Source organism: Halopseudomonas sp. Lyrl_26, assembly GCF_051948695.1.
GTDB lineage: Bacteria > Pseudomonadota > Gammaproteobacteria > Pseudomonadales > Pseudomonadaceae > Halopseudomonas > Halopseudomonas formosensis.
The window spans coordinates 25224-45813 of record NZ_JAYJLH010000016.1 but is presented as its reverse complement, the minus strand read 5'-3'; the positions used below and the strand labels follow the sequence as shown (position 1 = coordinate 45813).

The following is a 20590-nucleotide window of genomic DNA, read 5'->3' as shown; positions in this document are numbered from 1 at the left end:
GTGGAGCGGCAGGTACCGGGTGGGGGGATGGGGTTGATTTGGAGAATGGCTGGTGCGGGTTCGCAGCGGGGGCGGATTTGTGGGGGAGGTTCGCGCCGGGGGTGGTGCTGCTACAGGATCGTGGTTTCGCTGTAGGAGCACCGCCCTCGGTGCGAAGGGGGCGTCAGAACCAGCTGTCCTGCATTTCCATGCAGGTCTGGTCGCGGGCTTCGAGCAGGTTCAGCTCGTGGTTGCAGGCGGGCACTTCCCAGGTCAGGAAGTAGCGGGCGGCCTGCAGCTTGCCGCGATAGAAGGCTTCATCCGCAGCGTTGCCGCGGGCCAGGCCCTCTTCGGCGCGGATCGCCTGCTCCAGCCAGCGCCAGCCGACCACTGCATGACCGAACACCTTCATGTACAGCGCGGAGTTGGCCAGGGTCTCGTTGACCTTGCCGGCGCCCAGGTCGCCGAGCAGGGCCGCGGTGACGCTCTGCAGACGCTGGGTCAGCTGCTCCAGGGCGCTGCGCAGTTCCTGCAGGCCGGGGTACTCGGCGGCGCGCTGGATGCTGTCCTGGATCAGACCATTGAGCTGGCGCAGACCAGCGCCCTTGTTCTGGGTCAGCTTGCGAGCCAGCAGGTCCAGCGACTGGATGCCGTGGGTACCTTCGTGGATCGGGTTCAGGCGGTTGTCACGGTAGTACTGCTCTACCGGGTACTCGCGGGTATAGCCATGGCCGCCGAGGATCTGGATGGCCAGCTCGTTGGCCTTGAGGCAGAACTCGGAGGGCCAGGACTTGACGATGGGGGTCAGCAGGTCGAGCAGCTCGTGGGCCAGCTGACGCTGTTCGTCGGTGGAGCCGGTCTTGCCATCGTCGACCAGCCGGGCGCAGAACAGGCCCAGGTCGAAGGCACCTTCCACATAGGCCTTCTGCGTCAGCAGCATGCGGCGCACGTCGGCGTGCTCGACGATCGGCACCTGCGGGCTGGTCGGATCCTTGCCATCGGGGTGGCGACCCTGCGGACGCTCCCGGGCGTAGTTCAGCGAGTACAGGTAGCCGGCGTAGCCGAGCATGATGGCACCCATGCCGACACCAATGCGGGCTTCGTTCATCATCTGGAACATGTACGACAGGCCCTTGTGCGGCTCGCCGACCAGATAGCCCACGCAGTTGTCATTGTCACCGAAGTTGAGCGCGGTGGAGGTGGTGCCGCGCCAGCCCATCTTGTGGAACAGGCCGGCCAAGGTCACGTCGTTGCGTGCGCCCAGGCTACCGTCGTCGTTGACCAGGAACTTGGGCACGATGAACAGCGAGATGCCCTTCACGCCGGGTGGGGCGTCGGGCAGCTTGGCCAGGACCATGTGCACGATGTTTTCCGACAGCGGATGATCGCCGCCGGAGATGAAGATCTTGTTGCCCTTGATGCGGTAGGTACCGTCACCGGCCGGCTCGGCGCGGGTGCGCAGGTCCGACAGCGAGGAGCCGGCATGGGGCTCGGTCAGGGCCATGGTGCCGAAGAAGCGGCCTTCGAGCATGGGCTCGAAGAAGCGCTTTTTCTGGTCTTCGGTGCCGAAGGTGCCGATCAGGTTGCTGGCGCCCATGGTCAGCATCGGGTACGAGGAAGTGGCGATGTTGGCCGACTGGAAGTGGGCGAAGCAGGCGCGCGAGATCAGGTTGGGCAGTTGCATGCCACCCTGTTCGTAGCTGCGTCCGGCGTTCTGGAAACCGGCCTCGATGAAGGCATCCACCGCCGGCTTGACCTCGGGGATGAGCACGGCGCTGCCATCGACGAACTCGGGTTCGTTCTCGTCATTCTTGCGGTTGTGCGGTGCAAAGTACTTCTCGGCGATCTGGCGCGCGGTGGCCAGGGCGGCATCGAAGGTTTCCCGATTGTGGTCGGCGAAGCGTTCGCGCTGGGTCAGTTCTTCGGCATTGAGTACTTCGTACAGCTCAAAAGCCAGGTTGCGTGAATCGAGCAGAGTATCTGTCATGACGGCATTCCTGATGCTGAGGCACTGCCGCTGTAGGCGGCGGGTATAAGGATGTGCCGCAGTGTATGCGGCACATGGGTCGGCTGGAACAGCCATTGACGGAATTGATGAAGCGGAATCAGAACAGTCGCAGGGGCGGCTCATCCAGCGCTGCGCGCTGTTCGCGCAGGGTCAGGACCTGTTCGGCCCAGTAGCGCTCGCTGGCGAACCAGGGGAAGTGCATGGGGAACGCCGGGTCGTCCCAGCGCCGGGCGAGCCAGGCACTGTAGTGGATCAGGCGCAGGCTGCGCAGGGATTCGATCAGCGGCAGCTGGCGCGGGTCGAAATCATGAAATTCGTTGTAGCCCTCGACCAGTTCTGCGAGCTGGCCCTGGCGCTGGTCCCGTTCGCCGGACAGCATCATCCACAGATCCTGGATCGCCGGGCCCTGGCGGCAGTCGTCCATGTCCACCATGTACAGGCTGTCGTCGCGCCACAGCAGGTTGCCCACATGCAGGTCGCCGTGCAGGCGGATGCTGGTATGGGGATGGGCCTGGTAGATCTCCTCCACCCGGGCCAGCAGGTCATCGGCCACCGAGAAATAGGCCGGGCGCAGGCTTTCGGGCACGCAATCGTGTTCACGCAGCCAGGCCAGACTGTCATGGCCGAAGGCCTGAACGCTGAGTTCGGGACGATGCTCGAAGGGCCGCATGGCGCCCACCGCATGCAGACGGCCTACCAGGCGGCCGAGCATCAGCAGATGGTCGGGGTCGTCCATCTCCGGTGCGCGGCCACCGAAACGGCGAAACAGGCTGAAGCGGAACCCGGCAAACTCGAACAGGGTGCGTCCGTCTATCACCATCGGCGGTATGACCGGAATGTCCCGTTCGACCAGCTCCAGGGAGAACTGGTGTTCCTCGAGGATGGCCTCGTCGGACCAGCGTCCGGGGCGATAGAACTTGGCGATCAGCGGTACGCCGTCCTCGATGCCGATCTGGAAAACCCGGTTCTCGTAACTGTTGAGGGTCAGCGTGCGTGCATCGCTGACAAAGCCCAGGGACTCCACCGCATCCAGTACGGTATCGGGAGTCAGTTGGGCAAAGGGGTGGCTCATGTCGTCTGTTCCAGGCTGTCAGCGACCGCCCTGGGCTGGCCGCGTCAACGGGTGATGTTGCGTTGCGCCCAGCTTACCCCAATTGCCGCCCGGCGGGGCCGTCTGTCTCGGTCACGGTCGGGTTGTCCGGGGCGTCCACCCGTGCCACGCACCAGACGGTGACGCTGGCAGCGCCGGCCTGCAGCAGGGTGCGGCTGGCCTCGTTGACGGTGGTGCCGGTGGTCATCACGTCATCGACCAGGGCGAGGTGACGACCGGTGAGGCGCGTCGGGTGACGGCAGATGAAAGCGTCGCGCAGGTTGCGCTGTCGGGCGCGGGCATCCAGGCCCTGCTGGGCAGTGGTGGCGCGTCGGCGCAGCAGATTGCGATAATCCAGCGGAATATCCAGGGCGCGGGCGATGGGCCGGGCCAGTTCCATCGCCTGGTTGAAGCCCCGGCGCGCTTGGCGGCTGCGGTGCAGCGGCAGCGGAATCACCGCATCCGGCAGCTGCAGTTGCCGGTCCTGGTAGTGGTGGATTACCGCCTGTTGCAGCAGTCGGGCCAGCAGACGGCCCCAGGTCAGGCGGTGCTGATGCTTGAATGCCGGTATGAGACTGTCGACCGGGAAACTGTAGCGCAGCGGTGCTATCACCTGACTGAACAGCGGTGGTTGCTGTTGGCACTTTCCGCACAGCAGGCCCTCGGCGCTCAGCGGCAGAGCGCACTGACGACAGGCCGGTCCCAGCCAGGGCAGATCGTCCAGGCAGGGCGGGCAAATGCAATCGGGGGATCCGGCGGCACTGCCGAGGCACAGCAGGCAGCGGTTGGCCTGATTAATATTTATCCACTTGTAAACCAGTGATCTCATTTCAGGTTGACAGTCTCCGGGCGGCGATTATCATGCGTGGAATTGTTCCGACCTCTGTTACCAAGGATATTTCGATGACTGCGCCCGCTACCCGCCATGACTGGACCCTGTCCGAAGTGCTGGCCCTGTTGCGCCAACCCTTCAATGATCTGCTGTTCCAGGCCCAGACGGTGCATCGCCAGCATTTCGATGCCAACCGGGTGCAGGTATCCACCCTGCTGTCGATCAAGACCGGAGCCTGCCCCGAGGACTGCAAGTACTGCCCCCAGTCCGGCCACTACAACACCGGCCTGGACAAGGAAAAGCTGATGCAGGTGCAGAAGGTGCTGGACGAGGCTGCCGCCGCCAAGGCCATCGGCGCCACCCGCTTCTGCATGGGCGCCGCCTGGAAGCACCCCTCCGACAAGGACATGCCCTATGTACTGCAAATGGTGCGTGGTGTCCGTGAGCTGGGTCTCGAAACCTGCATGACCCTGGGCAAGCTGACCCGGGAGCAGACCCAGGCCCTGGCCGAGGCCGGTCTCGACTACTACAACCACAACCTGGATACCTCCCCGGAGTTCTACGGCAACATCATCACCACACGCACCTACAGTGAACGCCTGCAGACCCTGTCCTATGTGCGTGATGCGGGCATGAAGATCTGCTCCGGCGGCATCCTCGGCATGGGCGAGTCCCTGGAGGATCGTGCCGGTCTGCTGATCCAGCTGGCCAATCTGCCGGAACATCCCGAGAGCGTGCCGATCAATATGCTGGTCAAGGTTGCAGGTACGCCGCTGGAGAATGCTGAGGACGTGGATCCCTTCGACTTCATCCGTACCCTGGCGGTCGCCCGGATCATGATGCCCAGGTCCCACGTGCGGCTGTCCGCCGGTCGCGAGCAGATGAACGATCAGATCCAGGCGCTGGCGTTCTTCGCCGGCGCCAACTCGATCTTCTACGGTGACCGTCTGCTCACCACCGGCAACCCCCAGGCCGACAAGGACATGCGGCTGTTCGAGCGTCTGGGCATCAAGCCCGAGGAGCGCGAGGAGCATGACGATGAGGTGCATCAGGCGGCCATCGAGCAGGCCCTGATCGAGCAGCGCGACAGCGCCCTGTTCACCAACGCCGCGGCAGGCTGACCGGCAGCGGCCCGCTGCAGCGCAGATCTTTGCAGTGCGCGGGTCGTCCGATGGGCGGTCCGCGCTTTTTACATTTGCACCGCAGGCCGAATGCGTCTGGCCTGTTGCCGGGGTTCATCATGTCCTTCGATCTATCCGGGCGGCTGGCCGAGCGCCGTGCCGCCCATCTGTACCGCCAGCGTCCGCTGCTGGAGTCCCCGCAGAGCGTGCGGGTCAAGGTAGATGGCCAGTCGTTCCTGGCCTTCTGCAGCAACGATTATCTTGGACTGGCCGACCACCCCGAGGTGGCCGAGGCCATGGTCGAGGGTGTGCGTCGCTGGGGCGTTGGCGGCGGCGCCTCGCATCTGGTGCTGGGGCACAGTGGTGCCCACCATGCGCTCGAGGAAGCGCTGGCCGAACTCACCGGCCGGCCCCGGGCGTTGCTGATGTCCAGCGGCTACATGGCCAACATGGGTGCCATCACGGCGCTGGTCGGCAAGGGCGATACCGTGCTGCAGGACCGGCTCAACCATGCTTCCCTGCTGGATGCGGGACTGCTCAGTGGCGCCCGTTTCTCCCGCTATCTGCACAATGATCCCCAAAGCCTGAGCCAGCGGCTGGAGAAGGCCGAGGGCAATACCCTGGTGGTGACCGACGGGGTGTTCAGCATGGACGGCGATCTGGCGCGGCTGCCGGAGCTGTGCGCCGAGGCACGCCGTCACGGTGCCTGGGTGATGGTCGATGATGCCCACGGCTTCGGCTGTCTGGGGGCCACCGGGGGTGGCATAGTCCAGCAGCAGGGGCTGAGTCTGGAGGAGGTACCGGTGCTGGTCGGCACCCTGGGCAAGGCGTTCGGCACGGCCGGTGCCTTCATTGCCGGCAGCGAGGAATTGATCGAAACCCTCATTCAGTTTGCCCGCTCCTACATCTATACCACCAGCCAGCCACCGGCCGTGGCCTGGGCGACGCTGACGAGCCTGCGCCTGGCGCGCGAGGAGAGCTGGCGCCGTGAACACCTGGCGCGGCTGATCGAGCGCTTCCGCGCCGGTGCCGCGCAGCTTGGCCTGCAACTGATGGACAGCCCCACTCCAATCCAGCCGATCCTGGTGGGCGACAGTGCCCGGGCGCTGCGGTTGTCCGAGGGGCTGCGCCAGCGGGGGATTCTGGTCACCGCCATACGACCGCCGACGGTGCCCCAGGGGACAGCCCGATTGCGTGTTACCCTGTCCGCGGCCCATGCCGAGACCGATGTGGATCGTCTGCTGGAGGCCCTGCAGCAGACCCTTGCCGAATTACCGGAGTTTCAGTCATGAAGCCGATCACCCTGTTGCCCGGTTGGGCAATGGCCACCGATACCATGGAGCCCCTGCGCGAAGCGCTGCAGGCGTTGCTGCCGGAGGTGCGGGTGGCCATAGAACCGCTGCCGGCCATCCAGCTGTCCAGTCTGGAAACCGACCTGAGCTCCCTGGCCCAGCGTATCGAGCCGGGCGTTCTGGTCGGCTGGTCCCTGGGCGGGATGCTGGCAGTGCAGCTGAACCGGCGCTTCCCCGAACATTTCCCTGCGGTAGCCACCCTGGCCAGCAATGCCTGCTTCGTCGAGCGTCGTGACTGGCCCACCGCGATGACGACCGACACCTTCCGCAGCTTCTATCAGGGTTACCGCGAGGACCCGGAGAAAACCCTGCGGCGCTTTGCCCTGCTGGTCAGTCAGGGCAGTACCCAGGCCCGGCACTGGATCCGTCATCTGCAGAGGGATGAGCTGAATGATGAGCAGCGCCTGCACGGTCTGGCGGTGCTGGGCATGCTGGACAACCGCGTGGCCCTGCGTAATCTCTCCCAGCCGATGCTGCACTGCTTCGGCGCCCAGGATGCGCTGGTGCCGAGCGTGACCGCCAACGCGATGGGGGAGCTGCATCCGGCCTCACGGGTGGTCACCCATTACCAGGCCAGCCATGTACTGCCGTTGGAGCAGCCCGGCTGGCTGGCCCAGCAGATCGTCGACTGGCTGGAGGGTACCCATGAATGAGGCTACGCTCGACAAGCGGCTGATCGCCGAGTCCTTCAGTCGGGCGGCGCCCACCTACGACAAGGCGGCTGCGCTGCAGCGCACCGTCGGCAGCAACCTGCTGGGACGTCTGCCGCGGGACTTCGTGCCGGGGGATATCCTTGATCTTGGCTGCGGTACCGCCCACTTCACCCGGGCCCTGGCGGCCTGTTTCGACACGCCTGTCATCGGTCTGGATCTGGCCGAGGGCATGCTCCGTCACGCCAATGAGCACAGTCCCGGGCTGGATCACTGGATAACCGCCGACGCCGAACGGCTGCCGCTGCGCAGCGAGTCCCGTGACCTGATCTTCTCCAGCCTCGCCATGCAATGGTGTCCCCGACTGGATCAGGCGCTGGCCGAAGCCTGGCGGGTGCTGCGGCCGGGCGGCTGTCTGGCCTTCAATACCCTGCTGGAGGGCAGTCTGGAAGAGCTGCGCCAGTCATGGAAGGCCGTGGACAATCTGGTGCACGTGAACAGTTTCATGTCGCTCACCGAGCTGACCCTACTGCTCGACGACGCCGGTTTCGGTGACTGGCAGTGCGACGTGGAGCGCCACGTGCTGTTCTACCCGCGACTCGGGGAATTGACCCAGGAGCTGAAGGCGCTGGGAGCGGTGAATCTGAACGCCGGGCGACCTTCCGGTCTGACCGGCAAGGCACGCGCGCGCCGGTTGACTGCCGCCTACGAGCAATTCCGCACCGAGCATGGGCTGCCGGCGAGCTGGCAGGTGGCCCAGGTGGTGATGTTCAAGCAGCCGGGGCGCACAGGAGTATCCGCATGAGTCACCGCTATTTTGTTACAGGTACCGATACCGAGATCGGCAAGACCACCATCGCCGCCGGTCTGCTGCATGCCGCCCGGCGGCGCGGGCTGAGCACCGCCGCAGTCAAGCCGATAGCGGCGGGGTGCTTGCGCAGTGCCGAAGGACTGCGAAACGATGACGCCCTGACCCTGCAGGCCGAATGCGCGCCGAGCTTGGACTATGATCTGCTCAACCCGGTGGCGCTGGAGCCGCCGATTGCCCCCCATATAGCAGCCCGGGAAGCCGGACTGCAGCTGACCGCAGCCCAGCTGGCGGATGATTGTCGGCGGGTGTTCGCCCGTGGCGCCGATCTGACACTGGTCGAGGGAGCCGGTGGCTGGCGGGTGCCGCTGAACGGCGAGCAGACCCTGGCGGCCCTGGCCATCGAGCTGAAGCTGCCGGTGATTCTGGTGGTGGGATTGCGTCTGGGCTGCATCAACCATGCTCTGCTGACCGCCGAGGCCATTGCCGCCGATGGTCTGCGCCTGGCGGGGTGGGTGGCCAATCAGGTCGATCCGCACATGGAGCGCCAGCAATCCAATCTGGACAGCCTGCGGGCATTGATGAAGGCGCCGCTGCTGGGCGTGGTACCGCGCCTGGACCCGCTGAGCGCCGCCGGCGTGGCGGATCATCTGGAGCTGGACAGTCTGCTCGGGGCGACCGGCGGACTATCCGGCCTGCGCTGATTATGCTTGAATAGGCACATTGCCACTATTGTTGAAGGGGGTATGCCATGGCGTCCCTTGATCTGATTTCCTCCGGCTTCGACGCCGTCCGCCAGGGCCAGTACCGCGCCAACACAGCGGCGGCGGAGATTGCCCGGGCCGGGGCACCGGTCAACCCGGCGGCTGCCGGGTCCGTGCCGCTGCAGGCTGCCACGGCGCAGCCGGTGGCCAGCACCGCAGTGGAAAGCAACCGCCCGGTGGACATGGTCAGCGCCCTCGTTGCCCTCGAACAGGCCCGGCAGGAAGTCGAAGCCGGTGCCTCCATCATCGATACCGCCGACGAGATCCTCGGCACCCTGATCGACATTCACGCCTGACCTGCCGCCTGTCGGCGTACCTGTCCGGGTGCGCCGTTGATCCCGTTCCATGAGTCCTTCCACTGCTCGCGTCGCCGCGCGGTTCGGTGCGCTCCGGCCTGCGCGGTTTGAAGGAAGTGATCGGGAATGCTATGAATCCATCACCCGTAAAAGGGGTTGACAATATCCAGGCTAAAACGTAAGTTTCAAACACGTGTTTGAATGGGCCGTCCGGCTCGTCGCCGTCCCTATTCCAAAATTCATCGTTGAGGTCAGTACACATGCCCGAATACAAGGCTCCCCTGCGCGACATTCGTTTCGTACGCGACGAAGTACTGGGTTATGAAGAACATTATCAGAGCGTGCCGGGTTGCGAAGACGCGACTCCCGACATGGTCAATGCCATCCTCGAAGAGGGTGCCAAGTTCTGTGAACAGGTGATTGCGCCGCTGAACCGCGTGGGCGATACCGAAGGCTGCACATGGACTCCGGAAGGTGTGAAGACCCCCACCGGTTTCAAGGAAGCCTATCAGCAGTTCGTTGAAGGCGGCTGGCCGAGCCTGTCCCTGGATCCCGAGTACGGTGGTCAGGGGCTGCCCGACTCCCTGGGTCTGGCCATCAGCGAGATGGTCGGCCAGGCCAACTGGTCCTGGGGCATGTACCCCGGCCTGTCCCATGGTGCGATGAACACCATCGAAGCCCACGGTACCGAAGAGCAGAAGCAGGTCTACCTGACCAAGCTGGTTTCCGGCCAGTGGACCGGCACCATGTGTCTGACCGAACCCCATTGCGGTACCGACCTGGGCATGCTGCGCACCAAGGCCGAGCCGGCTGAAGACGGCAGCTACCGCATTTCCGGTACCAAGATCTTCATCTCCTCCGGCGAGCACGACATGGCCGAGAACATCGTTCATATCGTTCTGGCCCGCCTGCCCGATGCACCGGCCGGCACCAAGGGGATTTCCCTGTTCATCGTGCCCAAGTTCCTGCCCGACGCCAACGGCGAGAAGGGCGAGCGCAACGGTGTGAACTGCGGCTCCCTGGAGCACAAGATGGGCATCCACGGTAACGCTACCTGTGTGATGAACTTCGACAACGCCACCGGTTTCCTGATCGGGCCGCCGAACAAGGGCCTGAACTGCATGTTCACCTTCATGAACACTGCCCGTCTGGGTACTGCTCTGCAGGGTCTGGCCCATGCCGAGGTGGCCTTCCAGGGTGGTATCACCTATGCCCGCGAGCGTCTGCAGATGCGTGCGCTGAGTGGTCCGAAGGCGCCCGAGAAGCCCGCTGACCCGATCATCGTGCACCCTGACGTGCGCCGCATGCTGCTGACCATGAAGGCCTTTGCCGAAGGCAACCGCGCCATGGTGTACTTCGCTGCCAAGCAGGTCGACATCATCAAGCGCAGCAAGGACGAAGAACAGAAGAAACTGGCTGACTCCCTGCTGGCCTTCCTGACTCCGATCGCCAAGGCGTTCATGACCGAAGTCGGTTTCGAAGCTGCCAACCACGGCGTGCAGATCTACGGCGGTCACGGCTTCATCTCCGAGTGGGGCATGGAACAGAACGTGCGTGACGCCCGTATCTCCATGCTGTACGAAGGCACCACCGGCATCCAGGCACTGGACCTGCTGGGCCGCAAGGTACTGATGACCCAGGGCGCCACCCTGCAGAACTTCACCAAGATCGTGCACAAGTTCTGCAAGGCCCAGGAAGGTAACGAAGCCATCAAGCACCTGGTAGGCCCGCTGGCCAACCTGAACAAGGAATGGGCTGACATCACCATGAAAATCGGCATGGCCGCGATGAAGGACCGCGAAATGGTCGGTGCCGCCTCCGTGGACTACCTGATGTATTCCGGCTACGTCTGCCTGGCGTACTTCTGGGCTGACATGGCCCGTGTCGCTGCCGAGAAGCTGGCCGCCGGCACCAGCGAGGAAGGCTTCTACAAGGCCAAGCTGCAGACTGCGCAGTTCTACTATCAGCGCATCCTGCCGCGCACCCGCGCCCACGTTGAAGCCATGCTGTCCGGTTCCGACAACCTGATGGCCATGGACGAGGAAAACTTCTCGCTGGGCTACTGATAGCCAGCGACAGGTGATCCAAAAAGCCGCCCCGGGAAACCGGGGCGGCTTTTTTGTGCCCTGTGAACCAGATCCCAATGGCAGGACAAAGGTTTTGCCCCACTGCGGATTCACCGGGATCATGGCCGCTTCAGCTCACCGGTTTCAGGAATTGAAGCGGCAATGATCAAGATAGGTATAGGTTCCAGGACCTCCACCGGCGGCGCAGTGATCGAAGGCAACCCGGGCATCCAGTTTGATGGACTGGTAGCCAGCTCGGTCGGGCACAAGGCGACCTGCCCGAAATGCAAGAAGGGCGTCGGGCCCATAGTCGCGGTTGGTCCGCGCACCGTCATGCTGCCCGCCGGACCCGCCGCCCGCGCCGGTGACTACGTCGCCTGCGGTTGCCCCGCCGGCTCGAATACCCTGCTGCCGGACGGCACCATTCATATCGGCAGTCAAAGCGGTTCAGCCGGCGTGATACAGCTGGCCGGTGGCATGGCTGTAAGCCAGCCGAGAAAGACCATTGACCGCATCTTCTGGTCATACAGCGAGGCCAAGGCGCCGGTAAACGATACGTCCCGATTCTATGTTGATCTCAACCTGCATGCCGAGACCACAGGCTATGAGCCAGGTGAAGAGGTGGAAATCGAGCTCGAAGGGGCGATCAACCGGGTGGTTACCGGTACGGTGCAGGAAGACGGAACGGTTTACATACCGGAAGTATTCAGAAACCACCGGTTGGAACTGGAGGGAGTTCTCTGATGACATTGCTGGTTGCTAGCGCAGGGAACACTTCCGTACGGCTAACCGTCAGGCGGCCGGCCTTTCGGGATGTATGGGATGCCTACGCGGAAGTGGGCAGGATGGGAGCGGCTGATGTCTACCAGCTGGTTGGCGGCGCAGTGGCGGAACTCTACCGCGAAAATCCAGCTGGATACGCCAATGCATGTGCCCTGCGGATGAGTCGCGGATTCAACTACGGTGGCTATGTCATACCCAGCGGCACTATCGTGCCAGGACGAAATATCTACCGGGTCAGGGGCAGCGATGAGATGGCCTACATCCTGCGCGTGAATGACCTGATTCAGTACGTCAAGCACAACTGGGGTTCCGCGGATCTGACGCTGTCTTCGTCGGAAGTCGGCAAACTGGTGGGGCGCAAGGGTCTTATCGTGATGGAAGTCTCCGGCTGGAGCGACGCAACCGGTCACGTAACGCTGTGGGACGGGATGCAGAGCGGCGATGGCACCTCTTATCATGATCCGGACAGCGGCAGTTACGGTGGTCGGGTGTCCCTGACGAGAATCCTTTACTGGGAGCTGAAATGAGATATCTGCTCTTTGTCATTGCATTGGCGTTCGCCACAACAGCCTGTACCGCGTCCACGGACGACGTGGCGCATGCCCGCCGGATGCTGAGCCATTATGCGCTGGCCAGCTGCCTGGCAGACGCCTATCCCTCGGAGCCGGGATTCACCGAGGATGCGCAGGCGGCTGTCGGCGCTTATCACTTTCTGGGGCAAGGCGCTCACCGCATCGTGCAGGACGAGGATACCCTGGAGGTGCTGCATGATCCCTATGCCGCGGTAAGGGAATACATTCTGCGGCAGGCGGCCGCCGAACCGGCAGTCATGAAGCAGGGCGGTGACAATGCATTCGCCAGTTGCCTGCAGGTGCTGTCCTCGTCTGAGTTCGAGACGCTGGTGCGGGATCAGGACAGCTATATCGACAGGCCGGACTGAATCGCTCCCGGCGCTGCTCATGCATCCCAGGCCAGCCGTATTCCGCTGAACTGCCAGCGCGCCCAGGGCGGGAAGAAGTTGCGATAGCTCGGGCGGCTGTGGCCGGGCGGGGTGGCCAGGGAGCCACCGCGCAGGACCATCTGGTTGATCATGAACTTGCCGTTGTACTCGCCCACCGCGCCGGCCGCCGGACGGAAGCCGGGGTAGGGCAGGTAGGCGCTGTTGCACCATTGCCAGACTTCATCATGCAGCCCCTCCACTTCAGTGCTCCGAGTGGCGGCATGTTCCCATTCCGCTTCGGTTGGCAGACGGGCACCGGCCCAGCGGGCGAAGGCGTCCGCCTCGTAGAAGCTGACATGGCTCAGAGTCGCCGCCGGCTCCATGGCCATCGGCCCGTGCAGGGTGAAGACCTGCCAGCCCTCGTCCCCATGCTGCCAGTACAGCGGGGCTTGCCAGCCTCCTTCACAGACCGCGTCCCACCCGTCTGACAGCCAGAGCTCGGGGCGTTGATAACCGCCGTCGAGCATGAACTCCAGATATTCCACATTGGTGACGTTGCGGCTGGCCAGTGCAAAGGGCTCCAGCCACACGCGGTGGCGGGGCGTTTCATTGTCATAGCAGAAGCCCGCTCCGGTATGGCCCACTTCCACCAGACCGCCGGGCAGCGGCAGTCGCCGGGGCGCATGGCGGTTGTGTTCGGGCATCGCCGGGTCCGGGCCGCTCGGCCGCCAGGCGGGAAGCAGGGGATTGCAGGAGAAGTGATGCTTGAGGTCGGTGAGCAGCAGTTCCTGATGCTGCTGTTCATGATTGAGCCCCAGTTCGACCAGCGCCAGTGCGTCCGCACCGAGCTGGTTGTCCGCCAGCAGCTCGCTCAGGTGCCGGTCGACATGTTCCCGGTATGCGAGCACCTGTTCCAGGGACGGGCGGGACAGCAGCCCGCGCTGTGGGCGTGCATGGCGCGGCCCGATGCCTACGTAGTAGGAATTGAACAGCACCGCGTAGGCAGGGTTGAAGGCCGCTACCGGGGTGGGCAGGCGCAGCAGGATGAAGGTCTCGAAGAACCAGCTGGTATGGGCCAGGTGCCATTTGACCGGGCTGGCCTCGGGCATCGACTGGAGCTGGCAGTCCTCGGCACTGAGCCCCTCGGCCAATGCCAGGCTGTGCCGGCGTATGCCCTGGTAGCGCTGAACAAGCTCATCGCCCGCAGCCGTGGTCGCCGGTTGCCGGCTCATGCGTCGGGCTCCGCGAGGAAGATGCCGAACCAGCCACGGGCATCGGTCCACATCTGCTGACGGGGGAAGCCGGCTTCTGCCAGCAGCAGGCCGAAGCCGGCGGGGGTGTACTTGTGCGAGTGTTCGGTAATGATGTACTCGCCGCGGCGAAACTGGCGAACGGCCGAGTTGCCCAGCCGCACGGTCTGCGGGCGGGTGGCGATCAGGCGCATCTCGATGCGGCTGTTCCGGGCGTCATAGACAGCACTGTGCTCGAAGGCGTCGGGATTGAAGTTGGCCTGCAGCAGTCGGTTGACCACCCGCAGGACGTTGAGATTGAAAGCGGCGGTCAGTCCCTGGCTGTCATTGTAGGCCGCTTCCATTACCGGCAATGGCTTGACCAGATCCGCGCCGATCAGCAACTGGCCGCGCTGGCCGCAGTGCTCAAGGATACGCCGTAGCAATCGCAGGGCCTGATTGCGGTCGAAGTTGCCGATGGAGGATCCGGGGTAGAAGAATACCGGCGGGCTGTCCGCGTCTTCGGCGAGCAGGTCCTTCAGGTCAAGACGGCGGGTGAAGTCGCTGACCACGCCCACGCATTCGAGGTCGGGGTAGCCGTCGGCAATATTGGCCAGGCAGGCACGGATGTAGTCGCCGGCGATATCCACCCCGATCACCCGGGACGGGCTGAAATGCTGCAGCCAGCTGCGGGTCTTGCTGCAGTCGCCGCAGCCCAGATCGACCCATTGCGCCTGCGGGCGCAGGGCGGCGCTGATCTCGCCGGCGTAGTGCCGGAGGATACCGGCCTCGGTGCGGGTGGGATAGTACTCTTCCAGCTCGCACAGCCGGGTGAACAGCTGGCAGCCGATCTCATCGTAGAAGAACTTGGGGTTGATGCTGGCCTGGGATTGCATTAGGCCGTCGAGCAGTTGTTGTTTTTCTTTCGCCTGATCCGGTGGCAGCAGGTTTTCCAGACGGGGTAAGGGCGTGGCTGTATTCACGGCGACTCCGGTGGTTGAGGCTCCCACTGAGTCTGGCACAGCGGGCCGGGTCTGCCATGCGCATTGACGGACGGGCATCCGATGGGCGGACGCCCGTGATGAATCTCAGTCGGCGTTCTCCGCCACCTGCCGGATCAGTTTGAACAGCTTGCGTGATGCCGCCGGCGGCTTGTTCTCCGCTGCTTCCTTCTGGGCCTGGCGTACCAGTTGGCGAATGGTCTGGCGGTCGGCGTCAGGGTAGGCGGCGATGAAGGCTTCCTGCTCCTCGGGGCTGCCGGTCAGCAGGCGGTCACGCCAGCGCTCGAGCTGGTGGAAATACTGGGCGTGGGCCTGGCTGCTGCTGTCCAGGCGCTCGACATAGGCCTGAATGGCCTCGAGATCGGGTTGCTCGCGCATCAATTTCCCAACAAAGCTGAGGTGGCGCTTGAGCGCACCGCGAGCGGTGTGGCGGTGGGCCTCTTCCAGTGCGGCACGGAGCTTGTCGGTCAGCGGCAGCTTCTCCAGCTGCGCGGGTTTGAGCTCAACCAGGCGGCGCCCCAGTTCCTGATAGGCCTGCATCTCGCGCTTGACCTGGCTCTTGCTTTTCTCTTCGTCCTGCGGACCGTCATGCTCTTCAGGAAATTCTGTCATGGTTGCTGCCTGTCTGCCGCTACTGATCAAGGCGACATGATACCCGTTCACAGGCTGGCTGTCCGGGGTACAATGACCGGCAACAAGGAGATCACATGAGCCAACAGCTTTCCGAACAGCAATTCGAGGATCCCCGGGCCCTGCGTCAGATGCTTGAGCAGCGGGTCGCCTTCATCCTGGACGAGGCCTCGCGCCAGGGCGCAGATGCCTGCGAAGTGGCGGTGAGCCAGAACACCGGCCTGTCGGTGGGTGTGCGCCAGGGTGAGGTCGAGACCGTGGAGCTCAATCGCGATCAGGGCTTCGGCATCACCCTGTATCTGGACGGGCGCAAGGGGTCGGCCAGTACCTCGGATACCTCGGACGAGGCCATCCGCTCGACCGTAAGCGCTGCACTGGCCATCGCCCGCAACACGTCGGTGGATACCTGTGCCGGCCTGGCCGACGCCGAGCTGATGGCCAGGGATCTGCCGGATCTGGATCTCTATCATCCCTGGACCCTGACCGCCGAGCAGGCCATCGAGCGCGCGCTGGCCTGTGAGCGGGCGGCGCTGGAGCTGGATGGGCGGCTGAGCAGTGACAGTGCCAATATCAGCTCCCAGCAGGGCTGCCGGGTCTATGGCAACAGTCACGGTTTCATCGGCAGCTCACTGGGCTCCCGGCACAGCGCCTCCGCGGTGCTCATCGTCAACACCGAAGACGGCATGCAGCGGGATTATTGGTATACCGTGGATCGTCTGGCCGAGCGCCTGATGAGTCCCGAGGCCCTGGGGCGCAAGGCCGCCGAGCGCACCCTGGCGCGCATTGGTGCGCGGCCGGTGAACACGGCCCGGGTGCCCGTGCTGTTTGCCGCGGATCAGGCCGCCGGTCTGCTGGCGCAACTGGTGAATTCGATCTCCGGCGGCGCCGTCTATCGTCAGTCGACCTTCCTGCTCGATGCCATGGGGACGCAGATCTTTCCCGACTGGGTCACCATCGACGAGCGCCCGCACATGCTTCGGGCCCTGGGCAGTGCTGCCTTCGATGGCGACGGCCTGGCGACCCGCGAGCAGGCCTTCGTGCGCGACGGGGTACTGCAGAGCTGGGTGCTGAGCACCTACTCCGGGCGTCGGCTCAAGCTGCCGAGTACCGCCAATGCCGGAGGTGTGCACAACCTGCATATCAGCGCCAACGCCGGTGATCTGGCGGCGCTGCTGAAGGAAATGGGCACCGGCCTGCTGGTAACCGAGCTGATGGGGCAGGGCGTCAACGGCGTGACCGGCGACTACTCCCGTGGCGCCGGCGGTTTCTGGGTGGAGAACGGCGTGATCAGCCACCCGGTACGCGAAGTCACCATTGCCGGCAACCTGCGGGAGATGTTCCTCAACCTGCGCTGCGTGGGCTCGGATACCGAGCGGCGTGGCAACTACCTCACCGGCAGCTGGCTGGTGGATGGCATGACCGTCGGGGGTGCCTGAGGGCGCCGGAGCGTCGGCAGGCGTAGCGCGGGTGAGCTGCCCCCGTTACTCGCCTTCTTCGAAGTAGTTGTTGATCAGCCCTACCAGGTCGGCCATGGCCTGCTCGGCCTGCTCTCCGTCGCAGGTAATGCACACTTCGGTGCCCTTGCTGGCGGCCAGCATCATGACCTGCATGATGTTGGTGCCATCCACCATCTGCTGTTCCGAGCCGCCGATGCGCACGCTGCAGTTATGCCGCTTGGCAACATTGACGAACTTGGCGGCGGCACGGGCGTGCAGCCCCAGCTTGTTGATGATCTGGACGCGCTGGGTAATCTGGGTCATGGCAGGTCGCGGTGGCGGATCAGCAGGTTGGAGAAATTGTCGCTCAGATCCTGCACCAGGCGTTCGGCGATGTAAACCGAGCGGTGATGTCCACCGGTACAGCCAATGGCGATGCTCATGTAGCTGCGCTCACCGGCGGCGTAGCGGGGCAGCCACTTGTGCAGAAACTGGAAGATGTCCTGATACATCTCCTGCACATCGGGCTGGGCTTCCAGATAGTCGCGAATGGGTTCGTCCTTGCCACAGAAGGGGCGCAGATCGGGCTTCCAGTAGGGGTTGGGCAGGCAGCGCACATCGAACACCAGGTCCGCATCCACCGGCACACCACGTTTGAAGCCGAAGGACTGGATGAGGATGGAGGGCCCGTTGTTCTGACTGCTCAGCAGACGATGCTTGAGCTGGTCACGCAGCTGATAGAGGGTCAGGTGGCTGGTGTCGATCTTCAGGCTGGCCAGATCGATGATCGGCTCCAGCAGCTTGAGTTCGGCGGCGATGGCCTCGCCCAGTGACAGGTTGCCATCGGTCAGCGGATGCTTGCGGCGGGTCTCGGAGAAGCGCTTGATCAGCACCTCGTCGGTAGCAGCCAGGAACAGCACATCGCAGGTGATGCCCGCATCCCGGACCTGCTTGAGCAATTCCGGGAAACGTTTCAGGTCACTGGGCAGGTTGCGCGCATCGATACTGATGGCCACCTTGGGCAGGCTCAGATCGGTGTTCTGGGCCTGGCGGGCCAGCTCGGGGAGCAGGCCGGCAGGCAGGTTGTCGATGCAATAGAAGCCGTTGTCTTCCAGCAGATGCAGGGCAGTACTCTTGCCCGAGCCGGAGCGGCCGCTGACCACCACAAGTCGCACGGCGATCAGGCTCCGCTGTCGTTGACCATGATCTGGTACAGAGTCTGGGCATCCGGTGCCCGGCGCAGTGCTTCGCGCAACTCTTCCTGATCCAGCCGTTCAGCCAGGGTCTTGAGAATCTGCAGGTGTTGTTCGGTCGCTTCGTGCGGTACCAGAAGAACGAAAATCAGATCGACCGGCGCTCCGTCCAGGGAGTCGAAATCGATCTCGCTGCTCAGCTGGAGCAGTGCGCCGACGGCTTCGGTGCACTGTTCCAGACGGCAGTGGGGAATGGCAATACCGTTGCCGAAGCCTGTTGAGCCGAGTTTTTCCCGGGCCAGCAGGCTTTCATATATGGCATCGGCATCCAGTGGGGTGTGCTGGGCAATCAGATTGCCGATCAGCTCCAGCACACGCTTCTTGGAGCCCCCGTCGACACCGGCAAAGGTGAGTTCGGGGGACAGGATCTGTTTTATCAGCATGTTGTGTCGGCTTGTGTTCTTATCGGTCGTTGACTCCCTGCTGTCGACCGATGTTCTTTTCCTTGTGCTTGATCAGCTGTCGGTCAAGACGGTCGACCAGCAGGTCGATGGCGGCATACATGTCGGTGTGTTCGGCTTCGGCAACCAGGTCGGTTCCGGCCACGTGCAGGGTACCTTCGGCTTTCTGTTGCAGTTTGTCTACCTCGAGGGTGACCTGGGCGCTGATGATCTTGTCGAAGTGGCGCTCCAGACGTGACATCTTTTCGGTCACGTAGTCACGCAGGGCATCGGTTACATCAAGTTGGAGACCGGTAATTTTCAGTTGCATAACACTTCTCCTGTTCGGCTTTGTGAAGCGGGAATCGATCCTGCTGACTCCCATGGTGCCACCTACTTCTCTCGCGTTCCTTGACTCAGGTCGGGTCAGACCAGCCTTTTGCGCTCGCTGGAGGATGCAATGTTCAGCGACTCGCGGTATTTGGCGATGGTCCGGCGTGCCACTTGTATGCCTTGTTCCTCAAGTAAACCAGCGATCTTGCTGTCACTCAATGGTTTCTTGGGGTTTTCTTCGGCCACCAGCTTCTTGATCAGGGCGCGAATCGCGGTGGAGGAAACCTCGCCGCTGTCACCGCTGACGTGGCTGGAGAAGAAGTACTTGAGCTCGTAGATCCCCCGCGGGGTATGCATGTATTTCTGCGTGGTGACCCGGGAGATGGTGGACTCGTGCATGCCCACCGCCTCGGCGATGTCCGCCAGCACCAGGGGCTTCATCGCCACCTCGCCGTGTTCCAGAAAGCCGCGCTGATGTTCGACGATCTGGGTTGCCACCTTGAGCAGGGTCTCGTTGCGGCTCTGCAGGCTCTTGATGAACCAGCGGGCCTCCTGCAGGTGGTTGCGCAGGTAGGTGTTGTCCTCGCTGCTGTCGGCGCGCTTGACCAGGGCGGCGTAGTGGGTGTTGACCCGCACGCGGGGGGCGGCCTCCTGGTTCAGCTCGACGATCCAGCTGTTGTGATCCCGGCGCACGATCACGTCGGGAATCACGTATTCGGCGTCGCCCGAGGCTATCTCGCCGCCGGGGCGCGGATTGAGCGACTGGATGAGTTCGATCACCTGGCGCAGCTGATCTTCCTTGAGCCGGGTGCGGCGCATCAGCTGGGCGAAGTCGCGGCTGCCCAGCAGCTCCAGATAATCGCGCACCACGCGCTTGGCCTGCTCCAGCATGGGGGTGTCATCGGGCAGCTGGCACAGTTGCAGATGCAGACACTCGCTCAGGTTGCGTGCACCGACGCCGACCGGTTCCAGCTGCTGGATGCGGTGCAGGACCATCTCGATCTCGTCGAGCTCGACGCCCAGCTCCGGGTCCAGCGAGGCCTGGATATCCTCGAGGGTTTCTTCCAGGTAGCCGTCGGCATTGATGCCGTCGATCAGGGCGACGGCGATCTGGTAATCGGTTTCCGACAGGGGCAGCAGGTTGACCTGCCATTCCAGGTGGCTCTGCAGGGTTTCGCCGCTGCTGGTGCGCGAGGTGAAGTCCCAGTCGTCATCGTTGTTGCTGGGCAGGGAGCTGGCCGAGGTCTGGTAGATGTCCTCCCAGTTCGTGTCCACCGACAGTTCGCTGGGGATCTGCTCGTTCCAGTTGCCTTCCTCCTCGCCATGGTTGTGATCGAGGACTTCCAGGGTGACGGGCTCGGGCAGGGCAGTGGCGGTGATGTCCTCATCACCGTTGCCATTGCTGGCGGTCTCGCTGGCACTTGCAGTGAAATCATCATCGCCGTCGTCGGCCATCTCCAGCATGGGATTGGCTTCCAGCGCCTCCTGCACCTCCTGCTGGAGATCCAGACTGGACAGCTGAAGTAAGCGGATAGCCTGCTGCAGCTGAGGGGTCATGGTCAGCTGCTGGCCCATCTTCAGGACAAGCGTTGGTTTCATGCTTCTGCGGACTACCTTGTGTGCTCAAACCATTGAGGAA

The 20590-nt window shown here is 63.7% G+C and carries 22 protein-coding genes; 11 read left to right on the top strand and 11 right to left on the bottom strand.

From position 1 onward, the window contains the following. Positions 1–163: 163 nt before the first annotated feature. The 3 genes from VF673_RS13865 to VF673_RS13855 all read right to left on the bottom strand — a co-directional run bounded on the left by VF673_RS13865 (position 164) and on the right by VF673_RS13855 (position 3906). Positions 164–1966: an acyl-CoA dehydrogenase gene (locus tag VF673_RS13865; RefSeq protein ID WP_320331654.1), complete on the bottom strand. Its 1803-nt coding sequence runs from the start codon at positions 1964–1966 to the stop codon at positions 164–166. 118 nt (positions 1967–2084) lie between these two features. Further along, positions 2085–3059, bottom strand: coding sequence for a serine/threonine protein kinase (locus VF673_RS13860; RefSeq protein ID WP_440292384.1), 975 nt, complete (start codon positions 3057–3059; stop codon positions 2085–2087). Between the two features lie 73 nt (positions 3060–3132). Further along, complete coding sequence (locus VF673_RS13855; protein WP_440292383.1) at positions 3133–3906, bottom strand: ComF family protein; 774 nt, start codon at positions 3904–3906, stop codon at positions 3133–3135. Positions 3907–3974: 68 nt separating this feature from the next. Between VF673_RS13855 and bioB the strand changes: the two genes are divergently transcribed. From bioB to VF673_RS13805, 10 genes are all read left to right on the top strand, one after another. After that, the gene (bioB, locus tag VF673_RS13850) at positions 3975–5030 is read left to right on the top strand and encodes a biotin synthase BioB (protein WP_440292386.1); all 1056 of its coding nucleotides are present in this window, start codon (positions 3975–3977) and stop codon (positions 5028–5030) included. Between the two features lie 119 nt (positions 5031–5149). After that, positions 5150–6322: an 8-amino-7-oxononanoate synthase gene (gene bioF / locus VF673_RS13845; protein ID WP_440292382.1), complete on the top strand. Its 1173-nt coding sequence runs from the start codon at positions 5150–5152 to the stop codon at positions 6320–6322. Further along, a complete protein-coding gene (locus VF673_RS13840) occupies positions 6319–7035 on the top strand; it encodes an alpha/beta fold hydrolase (protein WP_440292381.1) in 717 nt (238 codons plus the stop codon). The genes bioF and VF673_RS13840 overlap by 4 nt, the downstream gene beginning before the upstream one ends. After that, positions 7028–7837, top strand: a complete 810-nt coding sequence (bioC, locus tag VF673_RS13835) for a malonyl-ACP O-methyltransferase BioC (RefSeq protein WP_440292380.1) — start codon at positions 7028–7030, stop codon at positions 7835–7837. Before VF673_RS13840 ends, bioC begins: the two co-directional genes overlap by 8 nt. Next, positions 7834–8544 (top strand): dethiobiotin synthase, encoded by a 711-nt coding sequence (gene bioD / locus VF673_RS13830; RefSeq protein ID WP_090535943.1) that lies wholly within the window; start codon positions 7834–7836, stop codon positions 8542–8544. Before bioC ends, bioD begins: the two co-directional genes overlap by 4 nt. Before the next feature lie 47 nt (positions 8545–8591). Next, positions 8592–8900 carry a hypothetical protein gene (locus VF673_RS13825; RefSeq protein WP_273123525.1) on the top strand — a complete coding sequence of 103 codons (309 nt, stop codon included), beginning with the start codon at positions 8592–8594 and terminating at the stop codon, positions 8898–8900. Positions 8901–9160: 260 nt separating this feature from the next. After that, complete coding sequence (locus VF673_RS13820) at positions 9161–10966, top strand: phenylacyl-CoA dehydrogenase (RefSeq protein ID WP_440292379.1); 1806 nt, start codon at positions 9161–9163, stop codon at positions 10964–10966. A gap of 162 nt (positions 10967–11128) precedes the next feature. Next, entirely contained in the window at positions 11129–11710 is a 582-nt protein-coding gene (locus VF673_RS13815; RefSeq protein ID WP_440292378.1) for a PAAR domain-containing protein, read from the top strand. Continuing rightward, complete coding sequence (locus tag VF673_RS13810; RefSeq protein ID WP_440292377.1) at positions 11710–12276, top strand: type VI secretion system amidase effector protein Tae4; 567 nt, start codon at positions 11710–11712, stop codon at positions 12274–12276. Before VF673_RS13815 ends, VF673_RS13810 begins: the two co-directional genes overlap by 1 nt. Continuing rightward, positions 12273–12689: a T6SS amidase immunity protein Tai4 family protein gene (locus VF673_RS13805; protein ID WP_440292376.1), complete on the top strand. Its 417-nt coding sequence runs from the start codon at positions 12273–12275 to the stop codon at positions 12687–12689. Before VF673_RS13810 ends, VF673_RS13805 begins: the two co-directional genes overlap by 4 nt. A gap of 17 nt (positions 12690–12706) precedes the next feature. On the opposite strand, the gene egtB is transcribed toward VF673_RS13805, so the two are convergent. The 3 genes from egtB to yjgA all read right to left on the bottom strand — a co-directional run bounded on the left by egtB (position 12707) and on the right by yjgA (position 15531). After that, positions 12707–13921 (bottom strand): ergothioneine biosynthesis protein EgtB, encoded by a 1215-nt coding sequence (egtB, locus tag VF673_RS13800; RefSeq protein ID WP_440292375.1) that lies wholly within the window; start codon positions 13919–13921, stop codon positions 12707–12709. After that, entirely contained in the window at positions 13918–14901 is a 984-nt protein-coding gene (egtD, locus tag VF673_RS13795) for an L-histidine N(alpha)-methyltransferase (RefSeq protein WP_440292374.1), read from the bottom strand. Before egtD ends, egtB begins: the two co-directional genes overlap by 4 nt. Before the next feature lie 105 nt (positions 14902–15006). Beyond that, positions 15007–15531, bottom strand: a complete 525-nt coding sequence (gene yjgA, locus VF673_RS13790) for a ribosome biogenesis factor YjgA (protein WP_273124343.1) — start codon at positions 15529–15531, stop codon at positions 15007–15009. 95 nt (positions 15532–15626) lie between these two features. Here yjgA and pmbA point away from each other — a divergent pair, with 95 nt between their 5' ends. Continuing rightward, entirely contained in the window at positions 15627–16985 is a 1359-nt protein-coding gene (pmbA, locus tag VF673_RS13785) for a metalloprotease PmbA (protein WP_440292373.1), read from the top strand. A 45-nt stretch (positions 16986–17030) separates the two neighbouring features. Here pmbA and VF673_RS13780 read toward each other — a convergent pair whose 3' ends face one another. From VF673_RS13780 to VF673_RS13760, 5 genes are all read right to left on the bottom strand, one after another. After that, positions 17031–17309 carry an HPr family phosphocarrier protein gene (locus tag VF673_RS13780; protein WP_090535961.1) on the bottom strand — a complete coding sequence of 93 codons (279 nt, stop codon included), beginning with the start codon at positions 17307–17309 and terminating at the stop codon, positions 17031–17033. Further along, the gene (rapZ, locus tag VF673_RS13775; RefSeq protein WP_090535963.1) at positions 17306–18160 is read right to left on the bottom strand and encodes an RNase adapter RapZ; all 855 of its coding nucleotides are present in this window, start codon (positions 18158–18160) and stop codon (positions 17306–17308) included. Before rapZ ends, VF673_RS13780 begins: the two co-directional genes overlap by 4 nt. 5 nt (positions 18161–18165) lie before the next feature. Further along, a complete protein-coding gene (gene ptsN, locus VF673_RS13770) occupies positions 18166–18621 on the bottom strand; it encodes a PTS IIA-like nitrogen regulatory protein PtsN (RefSeq protein ID WP_273124336.1) in 456 nt (151 codons plus the stop codon). 19 nt (positions 18622–18640) lie between these two features. Beyond that, the gene (gene hpf, locus VF673_RS13765; protein WP_273124334.1) at positions 18641–18949 is read right to left on the bottom strand and encodes a ribosome hibernation-promoting factor, HPF/YfiA family; all 309 of its coding nucleotides are present in this window, start codon (positions 18947–18949) and stop codon (positions 18641–18643) included. Positions 18950–19044: 95 nt separating this feature from the next. Further along, positions 19045–20550 (bottom strand): RNA polymerase factor sigma-54, encoded by a 1506-nt coding sequence (locus VF673_RS13760; protein ID WP_440292372.1) that lies wholly within the window; start codon positions 20548–20550, stop codon positions 19045–19047. Positions 20551–20590: the final 40 nt, after the last annotated feature.